The 18,175-nt window shown below is 54.3% G+C and carries 14 protein-coding genes; 8 read left to right on the top strand and 6 right to left on the bottom strand.

Translation table 11 applies throughout. The annotated features are described in order from the left end of the window. Positions 1 to 703: 703 nt before the first annotated feature. The 3 genes from WC600_06150 to WC600_06160 form a co-directional block, all read right to left on the bottom strand. Positions 704 to 3,457 carry an HAD-IC family P-type ATPase gene (locus WC600_06150; protein ID MFA4902312.1) on the bottom strand — a complete coding sequence of 918 codons (2,754 nt, stop codon included), beginning with the start codon at positions 3,455 to 3,457 and terminating at the stop codon, positions 704 to 706. 209 nt (positions 3,458 to 3,666) lie between these two features. Continuing rightward, the gene (locus WC600_06155) at positions 3,667 to 4,470 is read right to left on the bottom strand and encodes a cytidylate kinase-like family protein (protein ID MFA4902313.1); all 804 of its coding nucleotides are present in this window, start codon (positions 4,468 to 4,470) and stop codon (positions 3,667 to 3,669) included. A 6-nt stretch (positions 4,471 to 4,476) separates the two neighbouring features. Next, complete coding sequence (locus tag WC600_06160) at positions 4,477 to 5,211, bottom strand: TerC family protein (GenBank protein ID MFA4902314.1); 735 nt, start codon at positions 5,209 to 5,211, stop codon at positions 4,477 to 4,479. A gap of 187 nt (positions 5,212 to 5,398) precedes the next feature. On the opposite strand from WC600_06160, the gene WC600_06165 reads away from it, so the two are divergent. The 3 genes from WC600_06165 to WC600_06175 all read left to right on the top strand — a co-directional run bounded on the left by WC600_06165 (position 5,399) and on the right by WC600_06175 (position 8,557). After that, complete coding sequence (locus WC600_06165) at positions 5,399 to 6,181, top strand: DUF169 domain-containing protein (GenBank protein MFA4902315.1); 783 nt, start codon at positions 5,399 to 5,401, stop codon at positions 6,179 to 6,181. 113 nt (positions 6,182 to 6,294) lie between these two features. Continuing rightward, positions 6,295 to 8,070 carry an adenosylcobalamin-dependent ribonucleoside-diphosphate reductase gene (locus WC600_06170; GenBank protein ID MFA4902316.1) on the top strand — a complete coding sequence of 592 codons (1,776 nt, stop codon included), beginning with the start codon at positions 6,295 to 6,297 and terminating at the stop codon, positions 8,068 to 8,070. Positions 8,071 to 8,128: 58 nt separating this feature from the next. Continuing rightward, on the top strand, positions 8,129 to 8,557 hold the full coding sequence (locus tag WC600_06175) for a tetratricopeptide repeat protein (protein MFA4902317.1): 429 nt from the start codon (positions 8,129 to 8,131) through the stop codon (positions 8,555 to 8,557). A gap of 266 nt (positions 8,558 to 8,823) precedes the next feature. Here WC600_06175 and hisG read toward each other — a convergent pair whose 3' ends face one another. Together hisG and hisI are read right to left on the bottom strand one after the other, a co-directional pair. Continuing rightward, complete coding sequence (gene hisG, locus WC600_06180) at positions 8,824 to 9,699, bottom strand: ATP phosphoribosyltransferase (GenBank protein ID MFA4902318.1); 876 nt, start codon at positions 9,697 to 9,699, stop codon at positions 8,824 to 8,826. After that, entirely contained in the window at positions 9,692 to 10,081 is a 390-nt protein-coding gene (gene hisI, locus WC600_06185; protein MFA4902319.1) for a phosphoribosyl-AMP cyclohydrolase, read from the bottom strand. Before hisI ends, hisG begins: the two co-directional genes overlap by 8 nt. 201 nt (positions 10,082 to 10,282) lie before the next feature. On the opposite strand from hisI, the gene WC600_06190 reads away from it, so the two are divergent. The 5 genes from WC600_06190 to cysC all read left to right on the top strand — a co-directional run bounded on the left by WC600_06190 (position 10,283) and on the right by cysC (position 17,121). Further along, entirely contained in the window at positions 10,283 to 10,642 is a 360-nt protein-coding gene (locus WC600_06190) for a hypothetical protein (protein MFA4902320.1), read from the top strand. A 724-nt stretch (positions 10,643 to 11,366) separates the two neighbouring features. Beyond that, positions 11,367 to 12,053, top strand: a complete 687-nt coding sequence (locus WC600_06195) for a hypothetical protein (GenBank protein MFA4902321.1) — start codon at positions 11,367 to 11,369, stop codon at positions 12,051 to 12,053. Positions 12,054 to 13,081: 1,028 nt separating this feature from the next. Beyond that, the gene (locus WC600_06200) at positions 13,082 to 13,789 is read left to right on the top strand and encodes a hypothetical protein (protein MFA4902322.1); all 708 of its coding nucleotides are present in this window, start codon (positions 13,082 to 13,084) and stop codon (positions 13,787 to 13,789) included. A gap of 887 nt (positions 13,790 to 14,676) precedes the next feature. Beyond that, positions 14,677 to 15,384: a hypothetical protein gene (locus WC600_06205; GenBank protein MFA4902323.1), complete on the top strand. Its 708-nt coding sequence runs from the start codon at positions 14,677 to 14,679 to the stop codon at positions 15,382 to 15,384. A gap of 1,080 nt (positions 15,385 to 16,464) precedes the next feature. Further along, entirely contained in the window at positions 16,465 to 17,121 is a 657-nt protein-coding gene (cysC, locus tag WC600_06210; GenBank protein ID MFA4902324.1) for an adenylyl-sulfate kinase, read from the top strand. 185 nt (positions 17,122 to 17,306) lie between these two features. Here cysC and WC600_06215 read toward each other — a convergent pair whose 3' ends face one another. After that, a complete protein-coding gene (locus tag WC600_06215) occupies positions 17,307 to 18,119 on the bottom strand; it encodes a Swt1 family HEPN domain-containing protein (GenBank protein MFA4902325.1) in 813 nt (270 codons plus the stop codon). Between the last annotated feature and the right edge of the window lie 56 nt (positions 18,120 to 18,175).

The following is an 18,175-nucleotide window of genomic DNA, read 5'->3' on the forward strand; positions in this document are numbered from 1 at the left end:
GCGCTTGCACGCGGGTTTAGGCCGGGTATATGGCGAGGGTACCTCGGCAATGTCCCGGCACATGTGCCGGGTTTGCCCGTCCATTCGGCCCGCGCCCGGCCATTTTCAGCGATTTTTGAGGTAGTTTGGAGGGACTAAAAGCCATTTTTAAACCGTTTTTCTCTGTCATCATGAACGAAGCGCAGGCTCTTATAGTGATTGCCAAAAGAGTTTCTTGCAAAATTACCGGACCTTATGTGGTCGCAAGCTTTAGCCTTGTATTGAGAAATTCGTCGGTAGCACAGGCTTTCCAGCCTGTGCTTATGTCATATAGCAGTTGCTAAAAATTCTTTCTGATTGCTGGATTTCTAAATCCCCCTAAATCCCCCTTTTTCAAAGGGGGACTTTTAAAGCAATTCCGCTAAGTTCCCCCCTTTGGAAAAGGGGGGTTAGGGGGGATTTAGCTTCTTAGACGATGTACCTTAAAGGAAAAAACTTTTGGCAAACGCTATATATACGGTTTCGACCGTAAAGAGACTTTTGCAAGAGGCTCAAAAGTTTTTTCTTATTAACCCCTCACCCTACCCTCTCCCACAAGGGGAGAGGAGAATTAGAGGAAAAAACTTTTGGCAAACGCTATAGGTCAGTTTGCAGTAACCTTTTTGTACCATAGCCACATAGCCTTTCGTTTACCCTACTCCCATCCGGCCGGGTAACGGGCGCCTCACTCTCCGGAGACCCTGTGCTGCCGATACCGACCCTTGAGACGAATGATCCACTTGGTAAATTCCACAATCGGAAGAATAGTCAGGGCTAATCCCACGGCGATGATCCAGTCCCTCAGGTTGAGGGGGTAGGTATGGAAGAGCGTCGCCAGGGGGGGCCAGTAGACGACCGCGGCCAGCATACTGGAAGAGAGGATCACGCTGATGAGCAGCAGGCGGTTGGTAAAAACCCCCACCGTGAAAAGGGAGTAAAAGTCTGAACGGCAATTGAAGGCGTTCACCTGTTCCGCCAGGATCAGGGTGACGAACACCATGGTCTGAGCCTGGGACAAAATCTGGTCTGGCTGCCCCAACCGGTTTGGATCATAGAGTACGTAATAGGCAAAGAGTGGGAGAAGAATCAGGGTCAGATAGATCGAGATTACCGCCAAAAGTGCGATGACGGGGCGGGTGAAGACGCCCTCTGCCGGCGGCCTCGGGGGCCGTGACATAATGTCCGGGGCCTTGGGGTCGACCCCCAAGGCAAAAGCGGGGAGTCCGTCGGAGTCGAGGTTCACCCAGAGAATTTGTAACGCCAGGAGGGGCAGAGGCAAGCCGATAAAAATGGCGCAGGTGAGCATTAATATTTCAGCTATGTTGCAACTCAATAAAAAGACCAAATACTTTTTAATGTTGTCGAAGATGGCCCGGCCTTCCTCCACTGCGGCTACCAGGGTGGCGAAGTTGTCGTCCGCCAGAATCATGGCCGCGGTCTCTTTGGTGACCTCGGTGCCGGTGATCCCCATGGCCACGCCGATATCGGCGCGCTTTAAGGCCGGGGCGTCGTTGACCCCGTCCCCGGTCATGGCCACCACTTCGCCCTGCTCCTTGAGGATATCCACCAGGCGCAGCTTATGTTCCGGGGCCACCCGGGCGAAGACTCGGACCGTTTTCAGGGCTTTTTTAAGCTCCGGGTCGCTCATGTTGTTGATTTCAGGTCCGGTCAGAACCGCTCGCGATCCCATTTTTTTAGTAATCAGCCCAACCTCAAGGGCAATGGCGAAGGCGGTGTCAGGGTGGTCCCCGGTAACCATAATGACCCGGATGCCCGCCCGGTGGCACTGGGCCACGGCCTGACGGGCTTCCGGCCGGGCCGGGTCGATCATCCCCACCAGCCCCACCCAGACCAATTCCTCTGAAACGTCATCGGCTTCGAGGTTGGGGACCTCGGGAAAACGCCGGTAGGCCAGGCCCAAAACCCGCAAGGCTTCGTGGGCCATGGAGGCCGCCTGCTCCATAACGGCCTCCCGGCGGGTAGCGTCAAGGGGTTGCTCTCCTATGGCAGTCAGCAGCTTTGAAGCCCGTGGCAGCAATCTTTCCGGCGCCCCCTTGACGCACATCAGAACCCGGCCCCCCTCCTGGTGAAAGGTGCACATATACTTGGCTTCCGAAGTGAAGGGAATCTCCGCCACCCGGGGAAGCTCCGTAAGAAGCCCCTCGAGGGTGATCCCTGCCTTTTGGCCAAACACTATGAGCGCCCCTTCAGTGGGGTCGCCCCGCACCGTCCAGTTGCCGTCAATCTCTTCAAGCGCCGCGTCATTGCACAGTATGGCGAGCCGGCCCGCCCAGACCAGCACCGGATGATCCCCAGAATTAATCTCGGCGCCGCCGGCTTGAAACGACCCCGCCGGCTCATACCCGGAGCCTGTCACCTCAATAGTCTCGCCATCCAGAAAGAGACGCCGGACCGTCATTTCGTTCTTGGTCAGGGTGCCGGTCTTATCGGTGCAGATCACGGTGGTGCAACCCATGGTCTCCACGGCGGGCAGGCGCTTGACAATGGCATTCCGCCGGGCCATGCGGGTGGTGCCGATGGCCAGGGCTCCGGTAACTACTGCCGGCAGCGACTCCGGCACCGCGGCCACCGCCAGGCTGATACCCCAGATGAGCATCTCCAGCCAGTCATGGCCCCGGAAGACCCCCAAAAGAGAGGCGCCCACCGCCACCCCCAAGCAGATAATCCCCAAGACCCGACCTATGGTGGCCATCCGGGCTTCCAAGGGGGTGTGCTTCTCGGCCACTTCTTCCAGCATCCGGGCGATCTTGCCGAACTCGGTGGCCATGCCGGTGGCGGTAACCACAGCCCGGCCCCGGCCGTAAGTGATCACCGTGCCACCGAAGACCATACACTTCCGGTCGGCTAAGGCAACTTCGGGGTCGGCCACAGGAGCCAAATTCTTGCCCGCTGCGGTGGACTCTCCGGTTAAAAGCGCCTCGTCCGCCTTCAGGTTGATTTCTTCCAGCAAGCGGGCATCCGCGGCCACGCGATCACCGGTGTGCAAAACCAGCACATCACCGGGCACCACTTCCCGGGCGTGGATTTGCCGCTCCCGGCCCTCCCGAATCACGACGGCTACCGGCGCCGCCAATTTGGCCAGGGCCGCCGCGGCCTTTTCCGCCCGGTATTCCTGGAAGAAACCCAGCACCACGCAGGCCAGCACAATGACCAGAATTACCCAGGCATCCAGGCGCTCCCCCAACGCAAAAGAGATGGCCGCGGCTATAAGCAGGATGAGGATTAAAATGTTGGCAAACTGGTGCAGGAAAATGCGGAAGGCAGAGATTTTCTTACCCGCGGCCAGCTCGTTGGGACCATAAAGTTCCAGGCGTTCTTGGGCCGCAGGGTCACTCAATCCCGGGAGACCAGTCTCGAGAGCTTCCAGCGCCCGCTCTGGGACCATGGTATGGAAAGGCATTTCAACAACTTCCGTCATGATTCCACCTGCATAGGAACCGGACCACGCCTACACTCGCCGGGTGCTTTGCTTGCCACCGTAACCTGACCTGAGACTTTGGCAGTATTGAGTTTTAGGGGTATTATAGCGCTTGTCAAAAGAGCTTCTTGCAAGATTGCCGGACATTATGTAGTCGCAGACTTTAGCCTACATGAGCACAGGCTGGAAAGCCTGTGCTACCGGGGTTCTCAGGCTCTCCTGTGCAGGTCGAACCGCACCGGCCGGTCGCCGCAAACCTCCCGGGCTATCTCCTGCAACAGGTGTAATTCTTTGGGAGTGTGAATGATTCCGGATACCACCAGGGCATCTTCTTCCGGGAAGACTTGCAGAGTGGGCACCAGCACCCGTGGGTCTGTGGCGATACGGGCTTTCAGACGATAGCCCAGGGTCGCCAGCGCCAGTCTGGCCTTGGCCTCGGGTGTGGCCAAATGGTCCTTGGCAGCCAAATTCTCCACCAGGATGTCCACCACCTGGTCATGGGTGAGACTGGCCGTGTTCAAGGACAGGTCATAGACATCCTCGGCATCCCAATCGCTGCCGTAGTTGGCCTTGATGTAGCAGGCCCGCTCGCCGTCTATCTGGGCAATGAGCCGGGTTGCGGCTTCTCGGGTCAAACGCTCCCGAGCCATGATCTCTTGTAGGCGCGCCTCTAGCGGAGCAATCAGCCGCACCCTCAGACAAAAGGGCACCTCCTGGAGCAAAAACGAGCCACCTCGGCCAATAATCACCACATTATCGCCAACAGCATATTCCAAAATCAGGTGCTCAATCTGAGACACATAACCCCGATATTGCCAGTCATGGCGTTCCCACAGGGTGGGACAGACTTCGTCCACTTCTTTGGCAATCCGCGCCCAGCGCGGCCCAGCCTGTTCCAGATCCTGAAACAAGCGCTCTTTGTCCACAAACTGGTATCCCAATCGATCCGCCACCTTGCGACCAATCTCCCGGCCGCCGCTGCCGTATTCCCGGGAAATAGCCAAGATTGCCATGGTTGCTTACCCCTTATCCGACCGCACCGGGCGGACTGCCATTTCCTGATCCCTGCGAAACATCAACCTGATCCAGAGCTTGCCTGCCACGATCACTCCCACCGCGAACACCGCCTCCATGGAGTATAAGAACCATTTGGGAGGTGCGAGCCAACGGATCATGGCGGGGTCGGTGAAGATCATTTCCCCGGCCACCTTGCCCAGCACCGCGGCCCCGATATAAATGATGATGGGGTAGCGGTCCATGAGCATGGACAGCAAGTTGCTGGTAAAGACTACGAAGGGTATCGACAGGGCCAGTCCAAAGATGAGAAGAAACAGATTGCCGTGGGACGCCCCGGCCACGGCCAGGACGTTGTCAGTGCTCATGGTGATGTCGGCCACCACGATGAGCCACATGGCTTGCAGCAAGGTCTTGGCCTCCCTGTCTGCTTGCTCCGGCGCACCTTCAATGAATAATTTAATCGCTATCCAGGTAATAAGTACGCCGCCCGCCAGCTTAATAAACTGAATCTCCAGCACCTGGGCCACAAAAAAAGTGAGGACCACCCGGAGCAGCACCGCCGCGCCGCTGCCCAGCATGATCCCCCATCGCCTTTGCCGGCGGGGCAGAGAGCGGACCGCCATGGCAATGACCACGGCATTATCCCCCGCCAGGATGAGGTCAATGATGATGATATTGATAATGCCCAAGAAAAAGGCCCAATTCAGGGTTTCCTGGGTCCAGGCAAGCAGGTCCATAGGATTATTCCTGTAGAGCGATTTCGCATGAAGCCGGGATACCGATGCCAGGCCGTGCCCGCACCGCCATCCTTAGATTAAAGGGAGAGAGGATTCCGCTTGCATCCGCATGTTTCAGGTCTTACTTTTTATTCATTATGGCATAAACCAAATTAATGCTCCAGAATAAGTGATGCAAGGAGAGCCCATGGATTATAAAGCTGCCGCCGCCCAACTGAAAGAAAGCCTGCGCCTCAAGACCGAACCCTTCGGCGTTTCATTCTTCAAAGACCCCGCCGATCTACCGGCCAAGACGCGGCAGCCATCCAAAGTTTTCGGCAAGAAAGTGACCATCTGCCAGGGAGTCACCATGGCCCGGGTGTATGGCTGGCCCGTGGGGCTGACCCAAGACGATCTCCTCTGCGTGCCCGGCATGTTGGTCTTCGGCTTTACCCCGGCCGCGGACCCTATCATGGAACTGGGACAACTCTTTTGTGAGGTGGGGTTTCATCAAGACCTGGGTCCGGCCCTCAAAGAGGTGGCAGCCCTGCCCCGCTTCGAACCCCAGGAAGTGGGCGCTATTTATCTCTGCCCCCTGGAGCGCCTCAACCTGGACCCGGATGTCGTAGTGGTCTTCGGCAACCCGGCCCAGCTCATGCGCCTTATTCAGGCGGCCACTTTCAGCCTGGGAGAACGGGTCACCGGTGAATTCGGCGGTAAGGTGGAATGCAGCGAATACCTCATTGCCCCCTACCGCACCGGCGAATTCCGGGTGGCCATCCCCGGGATGGGCGACCGCATCTTTTCCATGACCCAGGACGACGAGATGGTGGTGGCCTTTCCCGGGAAATTCCTGGAAGGCCTGCTGGTGGGGCTAAAAGACGCGGGCAAAAAGATTGGCGCCCGTTACCCCATTACCTTTTACCAGAACTTCTCTCCCAGCTTTCCCCCGGCCTATGAAGAGCGGGCCAAAAAGTGGGGAATTTTGTAGGACGGTTTTCGGTTTCCGTTGGTTATTAACATTTTGGCAATGGACCTGGTCAAAACCTAGGTTATGCCACGACTTGTGCTGATCCATTCAATTGACCAATTAAGGTCTGGCTCATGACCTTTTCAGCGCCCCCTTTTCGCCCCATCGCCCTCAGGGTCCTCAAGGAGCGCTACCTGCGCCGGGACCCCGAAGGCCAGGTGATGGAGACCCCCGACGGCTTGTTCCGCCGGGTGGCTCAGGCCGTGGCCGCGGCCGAAGAACGCTACAACGGCCCTGACGCTGCGGCCCGCCAGGCCGAGACCTTTTATGCCGCCATGGCGTCCCTGAAATTTCTCCCCAACACTCCGACCCTGATGAACGCCGGCTTGCCCCGGGGCCAGTTGGCCGCCTGCTTCGTCATCCCCATCTATGATGACATGCGCAGCATCCTCGAAGGCGTGCGGGACATGGCATTGATCCATCAGACCGGCGGCGGCACCGGCTTTAATTTCAGCAACCTGCGCCCCCGGGGCGACCAGGTTCGCAGCACCGGCCGGGTGGCCTCCGGCCCGGTGGGTTTCATGCGCATCTTTGACACTACCACGGAAGTGGTAAAACAGGGCGGCCGCCGCCGCGGCGCCAACATGGGCATCCTCCGGGTGGACCACCCAGATATCCTGGAATTTATCACCACGAAGAGCGACCAGGGGATGCTCACCAACTTCAATCTGTCTGTGGCCGTTACCGATGACTTCATGCATCGGGTTGAGCAAAACGACAGCTATCCCCTAATCAACCCCCGGACCGGCCAGGAAGTAAGGCGGCTCAAGGCCCGGGAGGTTTTCGATCTCATGTGCCGTTATGCGGTTAAGACCGGCGACCCCGGCCTGGTCTTTATGGACGCTATCGAGGCCGCCAACCCCACCCCGGAGATCGGTAAGCTTGAAGCCACCAACCCTTGTGGCGAGCAGCCCCTTCTGCCCTATGAAGCCTGCAATCTGGGCTCCATCAACCTGGCCGCCCTGGTTAAGGAAGGGGAACTGGATTGGGACGCGTTGGACCGGCTGGTGGCCCTGAGCGTCGCGTTCCTGGACGACGTCATCGACTGCAGCCAGTACCCCCTGCCGCAAATCACGGCCATCGTCCACGCCAACCGCAAGATCGGCCTGGGGGTCATGGGGCTGGCGGATTTATTCATAAGGCTGGGAATAGCCTATGATTCCCCGGAAGCGGTGCAACTGGCCGAAGCGATTATGTCCCGCATTCAAGAACGGGCCGTGGCCCAATCCCAGGCCCTGGCGAAAGAGCGCGGCCCTTTCCCGAATTTTTACCAGAGCCGCTGGCATCGTGAGGGCCAGCCGCCCCGGCGCCACGCCACCGTCACAACCATTGCCCCAACCGGCACCATCAGCATCATTGCCGGGGCCTCCAGCGGCATCGAGCCCCTGTTCGCGGTGGCCTACCGCCGCCGGGCCTTGGAAGGCGAGGAGTTTGAAGAGGTTCATCCGCTGTTCCTGGAAAAACTGCGCCAGGCCGGCCTTTCGGCAGACGAGTGGGTGCCCAAGGTCTTGGCCACCGGGCGGGTGCGCCCCCTGTCCGGACTACCGGAGGACATCCGCCGGCTCTTTCCCACCACCTTCGAAGTGAGCGTGGAGAATCAGGTAGGAATGCAGGCCGCGTTTCAACGCCATGTGGAAAACGCGGTCTCCAAGACCATTAACCTGGCACCGTCCGCCACCCAGGCGGACGTGGCCGCCGCGTTTCGGCTGGCGCATACCTCGGGACTGAAAGGCATCACCGTTTACCGCTACGGCTCCAAACCGGGTCAGGTCCTCAGCCTGCCATCCGGTACCGCGGCCCTCACCCTGGCCCATGAGTTTGCCGAAGAATGCCGCCTCTGTTCCGTGTGAGCAAAGCTAAAATTATTGTATAATAGCCATTAACCTTTGATAGGAGGACCCTAACCAAATGAAACGAGTTACCTATTTAGCTTTAGTCTTACTTGTTGTGCTCCTGCTCCCGGGCTTAAGTCCGGCCCAGGATGTCCAAAGCTACATCGACCAGGGGATCAAAAATAGCCAGTCGGGCCTTTACGACCAAGCCCTCCAGGCTTTTGACCAGGCCTTAAAGCTAAAGCCCAATGACCCGGCCCTCATCACCTATAAAGGCATTGTTTATTATGCCAGGGGGAACAATGGCAAGGCCATGCAATTGTTCGAAGAGGCCATCAAGCTGAACCCCAATTTTGCCCGGGCCTACTACCAGCGGGGCATGGTCTACCAGGCCCAGGAAAAGTTCAAAGAAGCCATCCCCGACCTGGAAAAGGCCAAGAGGCTGGGCTACGGAGTGGACCCGGACTTCATCGAGCTGATGAAGCGCAAGGCTGCAGAGAAGTAATAAATCAGGACTGCCAGGGCGGGAAACCCTGCCCTGGCAATGCCGATGATTTTTTGTAGGGGTCTACCAGGCCACTACTATTCCTGGCGTCACCAGAATCTGCTAATAAAAAAGGCACGGACATTTGAGCCCGTGCCTTCGCATTTTTTTCCACAGCAAAGCTGTTATACCGAGTTGCGGTCAAATGGCTATTTTGGGTAGCCGCAGCTTTTTCCTGTGCTTGCACAGGCGAGACGCCTGTGCCACCAATTGAATGCGAAATGGTATTAAATCACTTTATGCAGCGGATACTCCACGATGCCCTGGGCTCCGGCCCGGATGAGGCGAGGGATCAGGGTCCGCACTTCTCCCTGGTTCACCACTACCTCGACCGAGTACCAATCGGTCTCGTACAGGCTGGCGATGGTGGGGGCCAGCAGGCTGGGGAGCAGGGTGATGATGTCTTTCAACTGCTTCTCCGGGATGTTCATCTTCAGGCCCACCATGCGTTCGGCCCTAAGCGCCCCCAATAAGAGCAGGGTGAGATTCTCCATCTTCTCCCGCTTGGCGGCGTCGGACTCCCACACCTGGTTGTTGGCGATGAACTGGGTGTTGCTCTGAAAGAGTTCGTGGATGATCTTGAGGCCGTGGGCCCTGATGGTGCTGCCGGTTTCCGTGACCTCCACGATGGCGTCGACCAGTCCCGCGGCCACCTTGGCTTCCGTGGCCCCCCAGGAAAATTCCACCTTGACCGGTATCTGACGCTGCTCGAAATAGCGCCGGGTGTAGTTGACCAGTTCCGTGGCGATCTTCTTGCCTCCCAGGTCCCTGAGGCTTTTAATGTCCGAGTCCGCGGGCACCGCCAGCACCCAGCGCACCGGGTTGAGGCTGGCCTTGGAGTACATGAGGTCCGCCACCACCGTGACCTGGGAGTCGTTCTCCATGATCCAGTCTTTGCCCGTGATGCCGCAGTCCAGGGTGCCGTTTTCCACGTAACGGCTCATCTCCTGGGCCCGGCACATGGAGCAGGTGATTAAGGGATCGTCGATATCGGGAAAATAACTCCGGCCATTGACCTGAATATGCCAACCGGACCGCCGGAAGAGTTCGATGGTCGCTTTTTCCAGGCTGCCCTTGGGAATGCCTAACCGCAGCTTATCCACCCCCGTATACCTCCTTGGGATCAAAGATTGGGGTGCCCACTTTCTCCCAGCCCGACCCCTGCCGGCGGCGGTGGAAGCAGCTCCGATGCCCGGTATGGCAGGCGGCCCCTCCCACCTGCTCAATCTTTAGGAGCACCGTGTCCTGGTCGCAATCCAGGTAAATTTCACGGACCCGCTGCACATTCCCGGAGGTGTCGCCTTTGTGCCAGATCTTATTGCGGGTGCGGCTGTAATAATGGGCCTCGCCGGTGGCCAGAGTCTGCTCCCAGGCTTCCCGGTTCATAAACGCCAGCATCAGCACCTCGCCGGTGCCCGCGTCCTGGACGATGGCCGGCAGGAGGCCTCCCATTTTGTCGAAATCAAGGTTGACTATCTCATTCATAACCTAAAATTATTATCCTTTTTGATTCAATTTCGCAAGGTGAGATGATACATTTTCTTGAGGATGTGGTTGAAAAAGGTTGAGAATCGACAGAGCGCACAGCCTGACAAGCATAAAACGTGGGGTGGCACTGCCCACCAATTCGTGCAAAGAATCATTGCAGTGAAAGTCGTTCTTTCACCATAAGGAGAATCTACGCTTATGAGCAAGATCATCCCCTACGCCACCCTGGCCCGTCAGCAACACGTGAGCTTTCTTAAGCACAAAGGCCGGGAATATCAGGAACGAGAAGCCTACCTGTTCGAACTCCGCAAGCACCTCTTTCAGGTCGAGGCCCAGATGCGCCAGGCGGAGTTCCAACAACTGGACATCTTTCGGGAACTGGCGGCCCACTTTAAGGTCCCACTGCAATTCCCCGATCTGGGCGACCGGGTGGGACTCCAGGAGATCTTCGCCACCCACCCCTTCCTGACCATACTCAAAGAATTTTTTTCCGGGCGCCTCACGGCCGACGAGTGCTCTGAAAAAATTATGGCCCTGCCCGACCAGTCCTCGACCTGAGTTCGGAGAAACTACCATAGATAAAAATCATTAAATCAATTTATAAATAAATCTAACAATTATTTACCATTTTGAAGACCATTTTACTTATAATTAATATTATTATTTTTTAATTAATGTTAAATAATATTAAATTATGGTTACTTTGATTGACATTTTAATTTATTATTAAATTCAATATGTTTAATCATTATTCTCAAAATTTGGTTTAGACATTAGCACATCACGAAACCCGCTTCTCAGCCTTGCCACCTGCCCCAGAAGCGCGCCCCGTCTACTTCCCGCCCGAACGGCACCTTCCTTGCACTTTCTCTGGTGCAATCAGAGATGATCTCAGGCTAGAGGTGCCTTCCCTGGTGTCAGGCCCGGCAAGGATTTGCCGCCGGCCTCCGCCAACCTCACGCAGGACATCAATGAGCCAGGGGTCTTGAGCGCACCCGTTAAGACCACCTGGCTGCCCGACAGGACGTCCAGTTTCTTTTATCTCTTTTAATAAAGGGGGTGAGACGAACAAACTTGATGGCGTGGAGGCGTATCTTTCGGCGCCGTTGCCGGCAATCCATGACAGAGGGCACGATCCCATAAATATATAAGGCCGGGCACCGGGAAGATACAGTAAAATTAAAATATTCCTTTAATTACCAAAAGAATTTAATCATTTGGGATTGACTGCCTCCTTCATAGGCTAGTGAAGAAGCCTGAGGAGGTGGAAATAGGAGGTAATATGAAACGTTATTTATCGGTACTTTTAGCACTGGTGGCCGTGGCTTGCTGGCTCCCCGGGCAGGCGGCTGCTTCCCCCATAACTGTTCTTTGCGAACAAACTTTAAGCAGTGCGGTTGCTGGTGACCTCGTTTCCAACCCTGACCCGGGAGCCTGGGCTGACTCCAGTGATGGGTTTAAAATCCACTCCTTAGTTACTATGGACGGTAGTCCTTTTCCTGGCCTACCGGTTCACTATCAATACTTCATCACCAATGCCGCTGGCGGCGACTTGAGTAGAGAATTGAGTCATATAATTATCCAGGTGAGCGATGACGCCACTGCCGCGGATTTCTCTGCCGGTATTCTGGATACCTATACCAATACCAGCCAAGGTAATAGCAATCCCGGATTGCCCACTCCTCCGGGGATTTTTGGATTAAAATTTAATGCAGATGGGGCTGCACAATTTACTGTCGACTTCTACAGCGATAGGTTGCCTGTCCAGGGTAACTTCTACGCCAAAGACGGGAGTACTACTGGCCCACCACCTCACGACGATATATTTGTTTATAACACCGGCCTTACCGGCGTTGGGGATGGTTTCATTTGCACCCCGGACACAGCTGTAGTTCCCCTCCCCCCCAGCGTCCTGCTGCTGGGCTCCGGCCTCCTGGGCCTGGGTGTGCTGCGGTTCCGCAAGGCCTAACCGCGGGCAACTCTTGACTGCAAGGCGGGGCCACGGACGGCCCCCACTCTCGCCCCCTGGAAGCGTCACCACTGCCCGTCTGACCGCCCAGTTGGACCCATCTCTCTCATCTTAAGTCATCTCCCCCGTGAACCACGGAGCTTCCCCTTTGCTTGACCAGTAACCAGTTAACAGCCTTCATTGGGGAGTCGTGATTTATTATGCCTGCGAAGGGGCCATTCCTGGCGTCCATGCAATTAATGGATTTTAAAGGTAGTTCCTTTTCAAAAATAAAAAATACTCCAAAATCCTCACGCTAATCCCAGGAGTGGTTGACCAGAAATCAGATCCATTGTTCTTTTGTTCAATTTGGCGAACATTTTTATTAAATTTATTAATAACATATTTTATAATTTGTTCAGCAATAATACATCATGTTAATTATAATAGATATTATATTTATTATATAAATCAATATGTTTTATATTATTTCGCGAAACGTGGTTCGAGTTTAGCACATCACGAAATCCGCTTGTCCTCCCCGCCACCTGCCTCAGAGATGCGCCCTGTCTGCTTTTGCACTATGGGCACCATCCTTGCATTGCTCAGCTCCAATCAGAGATGCTCTTAAGGCGGGAGGTGCTCTCCCTGGCGCCAGGCCCGGCAAGAATTTGCCACAGGCCTCGCCAACCTCACGCCGGAGATCAATGAGCCAGGGGTCTTAAGCGCACCCGTTGAGACCGCCTGGCTATCCGACAGGACGTCCGGCTTTTCTCTATATTTCCAAATATAAGGGGGTGATGAAGATCAAAATTATGGCGTGGCTACGAACTTCCGGCACCGGCGTCGGCATTGGCTAGGAAAGTCATGCGGCTTGCTGGAATAAGAGCGACTACTGTCTGGCGAAAATCTCTTGACCATGGGAGCCCATTCCGGCGCCCCTTGGCACCTAACTTCTAATCGAGGTCATCAGCCAAACCCGCGCGGGGCTGGAAAGCCAAGGCCCCGCCGATGGCGTGACCGAAAATAAATGAAAGGGTGGGATACAAATGAAATCTGTAAAGTGTATAAAATTATGGTTAATTGCCCTCTGCCTCGTCGTCGCTACCGCAGGACTGGCCAGCGCAGATTTATTGGTCCAATACCAAGGGACTGGCTTCTATGCCGTGACCAGTGGCACTACGAACGAATCTTTGGCCAAAGTGGTTGTCGGTTCCAGCGACGTGACCATCGGCAGCTTCGGCGTTTATGGTCAAGCTCAGGTCGCTGGAAACATCAAGTGGTTGATCTTCGACGACAATAATCATGCCGCACCTGTATACCTCTCGGCTGCGCAGGCGGTATCGGGGCACCCTGGTGATTTTGCTGCTAACGCTCAATGTTTTGACTCTCCCGAGATTACCGGGAACTTCACCTTGCTTGCTGGACATACTTACGCCATGGGCCTGATCGCCGATCAGGTAGGTACAAACACTTTTCGATGGGGCTCCTCTAATTACAGTCCGTTCGGCGGCGGGCCAGGTGTCTCGGGTGGCGGCTTGACCTTGCCATTCATGCAGGCGTTAGACCTCGGCGGTGGTGATTTTGCCCATACTCCCACCCTTTATTCTGTTAACAATTCCGGCAGTTTTGAAATGTCGCTCCGGGTCTTCTCCCCCTGCCCGCCTCCAGTTCCCGTACCCCCCAGCGTCCTGCTGTTGGGCTCCGGTATCCTGGGTCTGGGTCTGCTACGGTTCCGCAAAGGGACATGCAGCTAAACTAACCTTGTAACTTCTACCAGGCGGGGCTACGGACGGCCCCCCACTTCTCCCTCCCCCTGGAAGCGTCACCACCGTCCGCCTGACGGCCCAGTGGGTCTCTCCTTAAGTCGTCCACCCCAAGAACCACGGACCTGCCCCTTTGCTTGACCAGTAACTAGTTAACGGCTTTCATTGGGGAGTCCTGATTTATTATGCCTGCGAAGGGGCCATTCCTGGTGTCTATGCAATTAAGGGAGGTTAAAGTTAGTTCCTTTGCAAAAATGAAAAATACGTCAAAATCCTCAAGCTAATCCCAGGAGTGGTTGAGCAGAAATCAGATCCATAGTTCTTTTGTTCAATTTGGCGAACATTTTTATTAAAATTATTAATAATTTATTTTATAATATGTTCATAAATAATAAATAATGATAATAATAATAAACATTATTTTTATTATATAAATCAACAAGTTTAATTTTAATTCGTTAAACACGGTTCGATCTTGGCACATCCCGTAATCCTCTGGTCCCCGCCGCAACCCGCCCCAGAGACGCGCTCCGTCTAACTCTGCACTATCGGCACCGTCCTTGCATTACGTGGTTCAATCAAAGATGCTCTCAAGCAACGAGGTGCTCTCCCTGGTGTCAGGCCTGCAAGAATTTGCCGGCGGCCTCGCCAACCTCACGCCGGAGAATCAATGAGCCATGGGTCTTATGCGCACCCGTTGAGACCGCCTGGCTACCCGACAGGACGTCCTTTTTCCTTCTATTTCCGCTTAAAGGGGGGTGAGACCAACACCATTGCGGCGCGGCGGCGTATCGTCCGGCATCAGTGCCGGGAAGATACTTAAGGCACAACAGCCTACCTTTAATTCTCACTCGATTGAACCAAAGGAGCGAAACACAATGAAGAAGTCAACAATCTTACTGGCGATCCTGGTTCTGGCCCTGATGACGGCTCCGGCAATGGCCAATTGTCTCCCCGGCTGCGAGGTAGTGAACGGCAATTTCGAGACCTCAAGCCCATTTACATGGGTAAAATCACAATCTTCGGGTGGTGATGATTTTGACCGCAATGGATCTGGTAACCACTATGCCGATGCCTCGGTCAGTGACTCCCAGTATGCCGCCCTGGGCCAGGTGTTTTACGAACCCGATTGGATCGCAACTAATACCTCTAAAGAATGGACCGCTTCGGTCAAAATGGATACCAAGGCCGGTACGTGGGGTGGTTCTGGTTCCTTGGTCACCTCCTTCTACTATTACGCCGGTAGCGACTCGGATGACCCTGCCCCCGCTTTCAACGCCTACAACCCGGTCGGCTGGACTCTAATCACGAGCTTTACCGCGGGCCCTCCGACTGATGGCTACATTAATTTTAGCAACTACACCTATAATGACTCTGGGAAATTGGACACACAGCCTTATTGGCTGGCGGTGGGCATCGTCCTCCAGGGTACTTGCAGCGCCTGGGGATCATTTTCTGGCGCGGTAGATGATGTCTGCTTTGTGGGCCAGTGCGTCGACCCCGTGCCCGTGCCTCCCAGCGTCCTGCTTCTGGGCTCCGGCCTCCTGGGCCTGGGCGCCCTGCGGTTCCGCAAGGGCACTTGCTAACCGGATTAACTCCATGTAACTCCTTCAGGCGGGGCTAAGGACGGCCCGGCCTGCTCTCCCTCACCGGGGGAGCGCCACCACCGTCCGCCAACCGGCCTGTTTGACGTAACCCCGCCCCCAAGTCCCTCCACTCTGCATATATATCCCCTGCGCCCGGTTCTTTCACCCAACGGGTTTATGAAAAGTCCCCACGCCTGTCATTCTGAGTGAGCGTCGCGACCAAAGAATCTCAAAAGACGAGATCCTTCACTTCGTTCAGGATGACAAAAAATACCGGTTTTGAAATGGCTTGCAGGATTTCTCGTGGGTGGCAGGCAGGTATGGCAAATACGGGAGGTAGGTTTCAACCCCGGTCCTCACCGGTTTGCGGACCCCAAAAAAATAACTGGCCAGGTGGGGGAGGAACCCGGCCAGTCGGTGAAAGGAGAAAATGGTATATGAACTTTTGATTAAGGGGGGGATGTGGGTACCTTAATAGGGTCCATATACGCATTATTTATACATGCAGAAAGCATGCCAGACATTCATGCTCATTAATTCATACGTAATATCAATAAATTACCTTTTTTCCATTCTGATGCCGGTTCAATTATTTATACCAAAGTGGCAACGGCGCAGGCTTCTAAATCGGTAACTTATTGTAATTACAGCAATATGCCACAACCACCGGTGAATTCAATTTTTTGTTCCGAAACACCCGGAGCGTCCGCCTTCCCTCTCCCGCGGAACCCTGGTTACGGAGGTCAAAGACTTCGAACTACTTACCCCGCAACGGAAAGTTTAAGTTAGTCTGGGTGGAGGCCGATAAGCTTGGAGGTCGGGCAAAGCATCGCCAAACTAGTCTGGCCAGGGGTTCAGCGGTCCGCAAGGCAAGTACGTTTAGGAGTTTCTTCCCGGACCAGCGCCGGTTATACTAAAGCCGTATGAAACGGCCAGGGTGAGGGCTCAGTAAGAAAAACCGGCCATGAATATATACTCGTTGCCAAAAGTTTTTCCCTACTCACCCCTCTCCCTACCCTCTCCCACAAGGGGAGAGGAAAATAAAAGGAAAGAACTTTTGACAAGCGCTATATATCCGCAATGAGGAACACTGACCTGCCTAATATATCGGGGGCAGCGCCTGAAAAACCTGCTACCGGGAATGGAGCCTTTTGCGTTTGGTTAACGGGCTTAAGCGCGTCGGGAAAAACCACCCTGGCCCGGCTGTTGGGCGAGGCTCTGACCCGGCGGGGTTTCAAAATTGAAATCCTGGACGGCGACATTGTCCGGACTACTCTGAGCAAAGGGTTGGGCTTCAGCCAGGGGGACCGGGAGACCAACATGCGGCGCATCGCCAGGATGGCTCAGAACCTGGTCCGCCAACAGGTAGTGACCATCGTGGCAGCCATCTGTCCCTATCACGCCATTCGGGAAGAAGTGCGGTCCATCATCGGGGAATTTGTCGAAGTCTACGTTAACTGTCCCATAGAAGTCTGCATCAGCCGCGATCCCAAAGGCCTTTACCGGAAGGCCCTTTCCGGAGAAATTCTCAATTTTACCGGAATTGGCGATGTCTTTGAAACCCCGGTGCGGCCGGAAATCGAAATCGCGACCCACGCCGAGCCTCCCGAGGCCAGCCTGACCCGGATTCTTTGCGGCCTTGAACTACTGCAGCGCATCTCTCCAGAACCCTCGACCCCTTTAACCAAGGAAGAGAAGGGGGTTAAGCGGTCTCTATCCTCCTTGACGGCCTCCTGAAACCACAACCCTAAGTCTTATCTCCGGCCCAGCCAACCGCCGTAGCGCCATCAACACCGGGCCTGCAAGAGGTCCCTCGGGGGGTTGAAGGGACATCGTGCATCCTGCCCTCCCAGGCACCCTGGGAGACAAAGTCGGTAAAAGTGCCGCTGGCATTAATGCCTATGCGCATAATTTAAAAAAGATTAAATTTTCTTAGGCGGAAGAACTTCATAACGAAACTCAATAGAGTCATCGTAACCATCGTAAGCATGATACTTTCTATTACTTTTAATAAAGCTTTTTATAATACATTTTTTGCCTACGAATTCCTCTATAATATTTACAGAGAACGTATTTTTTTTCTGGCAACCGTATAATTGATGTAAGCCAGCTTGACTAACCTTTAAAAAATATTCCATATCTTCCCCTAATGGGTCGGTTGCTTTAATAATAATACTAATATCATCATCAGGTCTTAGAATAGTATTTGTTATAATACCTCCTGTTCCAAATAATTCATTTGTCCAAATGTTTCCATAATTATCCATAACACTTTCAATCTTAGGAAAGTAATCCTCACTCGTTTCCAATTTGTTACGATAACGTACAATCCTATTTCTAATTTCGCCAGATATTCCTGATGCCAAGTGCTTCTGATGAGGCAATAATTCCCTCCTATGTGCATCAGGGTCTCTTAGTCTTCCAAGTTCTTCTAACCAAACCTCGATGGTTTTCCAATCGCCAAATGCGTCAGAAAAATCACCTTCCCAATTTTTTTTCAAAATAGTTTTTAGATCGTAAAAATCGGCATAGTATATAAGTCTTTCATCAATAGTTCCAAATTCTTGGCGTTTTTCCTCTTCGGCCTTGCGCTCTTTCCATCTCTGCACTCTTTCAGTTGAAACTCCGCATTTTTCAATCCAATCAGCTCCTAATTTTTTACCCAAAATGCTAGAAATAAAGTCCCTGAGGGCATTTTCGGCGTCTTTTAGCGCTTGGGTTATATCCACTTCCATAAATCTAAACTCCTTTCCTAATGTTAACATTATACTTGCAACTCAGTTGAGTTTCG

The organism is Desulfobaccales bacterium, from assembly GCA_041648175.1.
Classification (GTDB): domain Bacteria; phylum Desulfobacterota; class Desulfobaccia; order Desulfobaccales; family 0-14-0-80-60-11; genus 0-14-0-80-60-11.

Bases quoted from the DNA above. Each gene is read 5' to 3' on its own strand.
- WC600_06150 (MFA4902312.1), bottom strand. From the start codon at position 3,457: ATGACGGAAGTTGTTGAAATGCCTTTCCATACCATGGTCCCAGAGCGG.
- WC600_06155 (MFA4902313.1), bottom strand. From the start codon at position 4,470: ATGGCAATCTTGGCTATTTCCCGGGAATACGGCAGCGGCGGCCGGGAG.
- WC600_06160 (MFA4902314.1), bottom strand. From the start codon at position 5,211: ATGGACCTGCTTGCCTGGACCCAGGAAACCCTGAATTGGGCCTTTTTC.
- WC600_06165 (MFA4902315.1), top strand. From the start codon at position 5,399: ATGGATTATAAAGCTGCCGCCGCCCAACTGAAAGAAAGCCTGCGCCTC.
- WC600_06170 (MFA4902316.1), top strand. From the start codon at position 6,295: ATGACCTTTTCAGCGCCCCCTTTTCGCCCCATCGCCCTCAGGGTCCTC.
- WC600_06175 (MFA4902317.1), top strand. From the start codon at position 8,129: ATGAAACGAGTTACCTATTTAGCTTTAGTCTTACTTGTTGTGCTCCTG.
- hisI (MFA4902319.1), bottom strand. From the start codon at position 10,081: ATGAATGAGATAGTCAACCTTGATTTCGACAAAATGGGAGGCCTCCTG.
- WC600_06190 (MFA4902320.1), top strand. From the start codon at position 10,283: ATGAGCAAGATCATCCCCTACGCCACCCTGGCCCGTCAGCAACACGTG.
- WC600_06195 (MFA4902321.1), top strand. From the start codon at position 11,367: ATGAAACGTTATTTATCGGTACTTTTAGCACTGGTGGCCGTGGCTTGC.
- WC600_06200 (MFA4902322.1), top strand. From the start codon at position 13,082: ATGAAATCTGTAAAGTGTATAAAATTATGGTTAATTGCCCTCTGCCTC.
- WC600_06205 (MFA4902323.1), top strand. From the start codon at position 14,677: ATGAAGAAGTCAACAATCTTACTGGCGATCCTGGTTCTGGCCCTGATG.
- cysC (MFA4902324.1), top strand. From the start codon at position 16,465: ATGAGGAACACTGACCTGCCTAATATATCGGGGGCAGCGCCTGAAAAA.
- WC600_06215 (MFA4902325.1), bottom strand. From the start codon at position 18,119: ATGGAAGTGGATATAACCCAAGCGCTAAAAGACGCCGAAAATGCCCTC.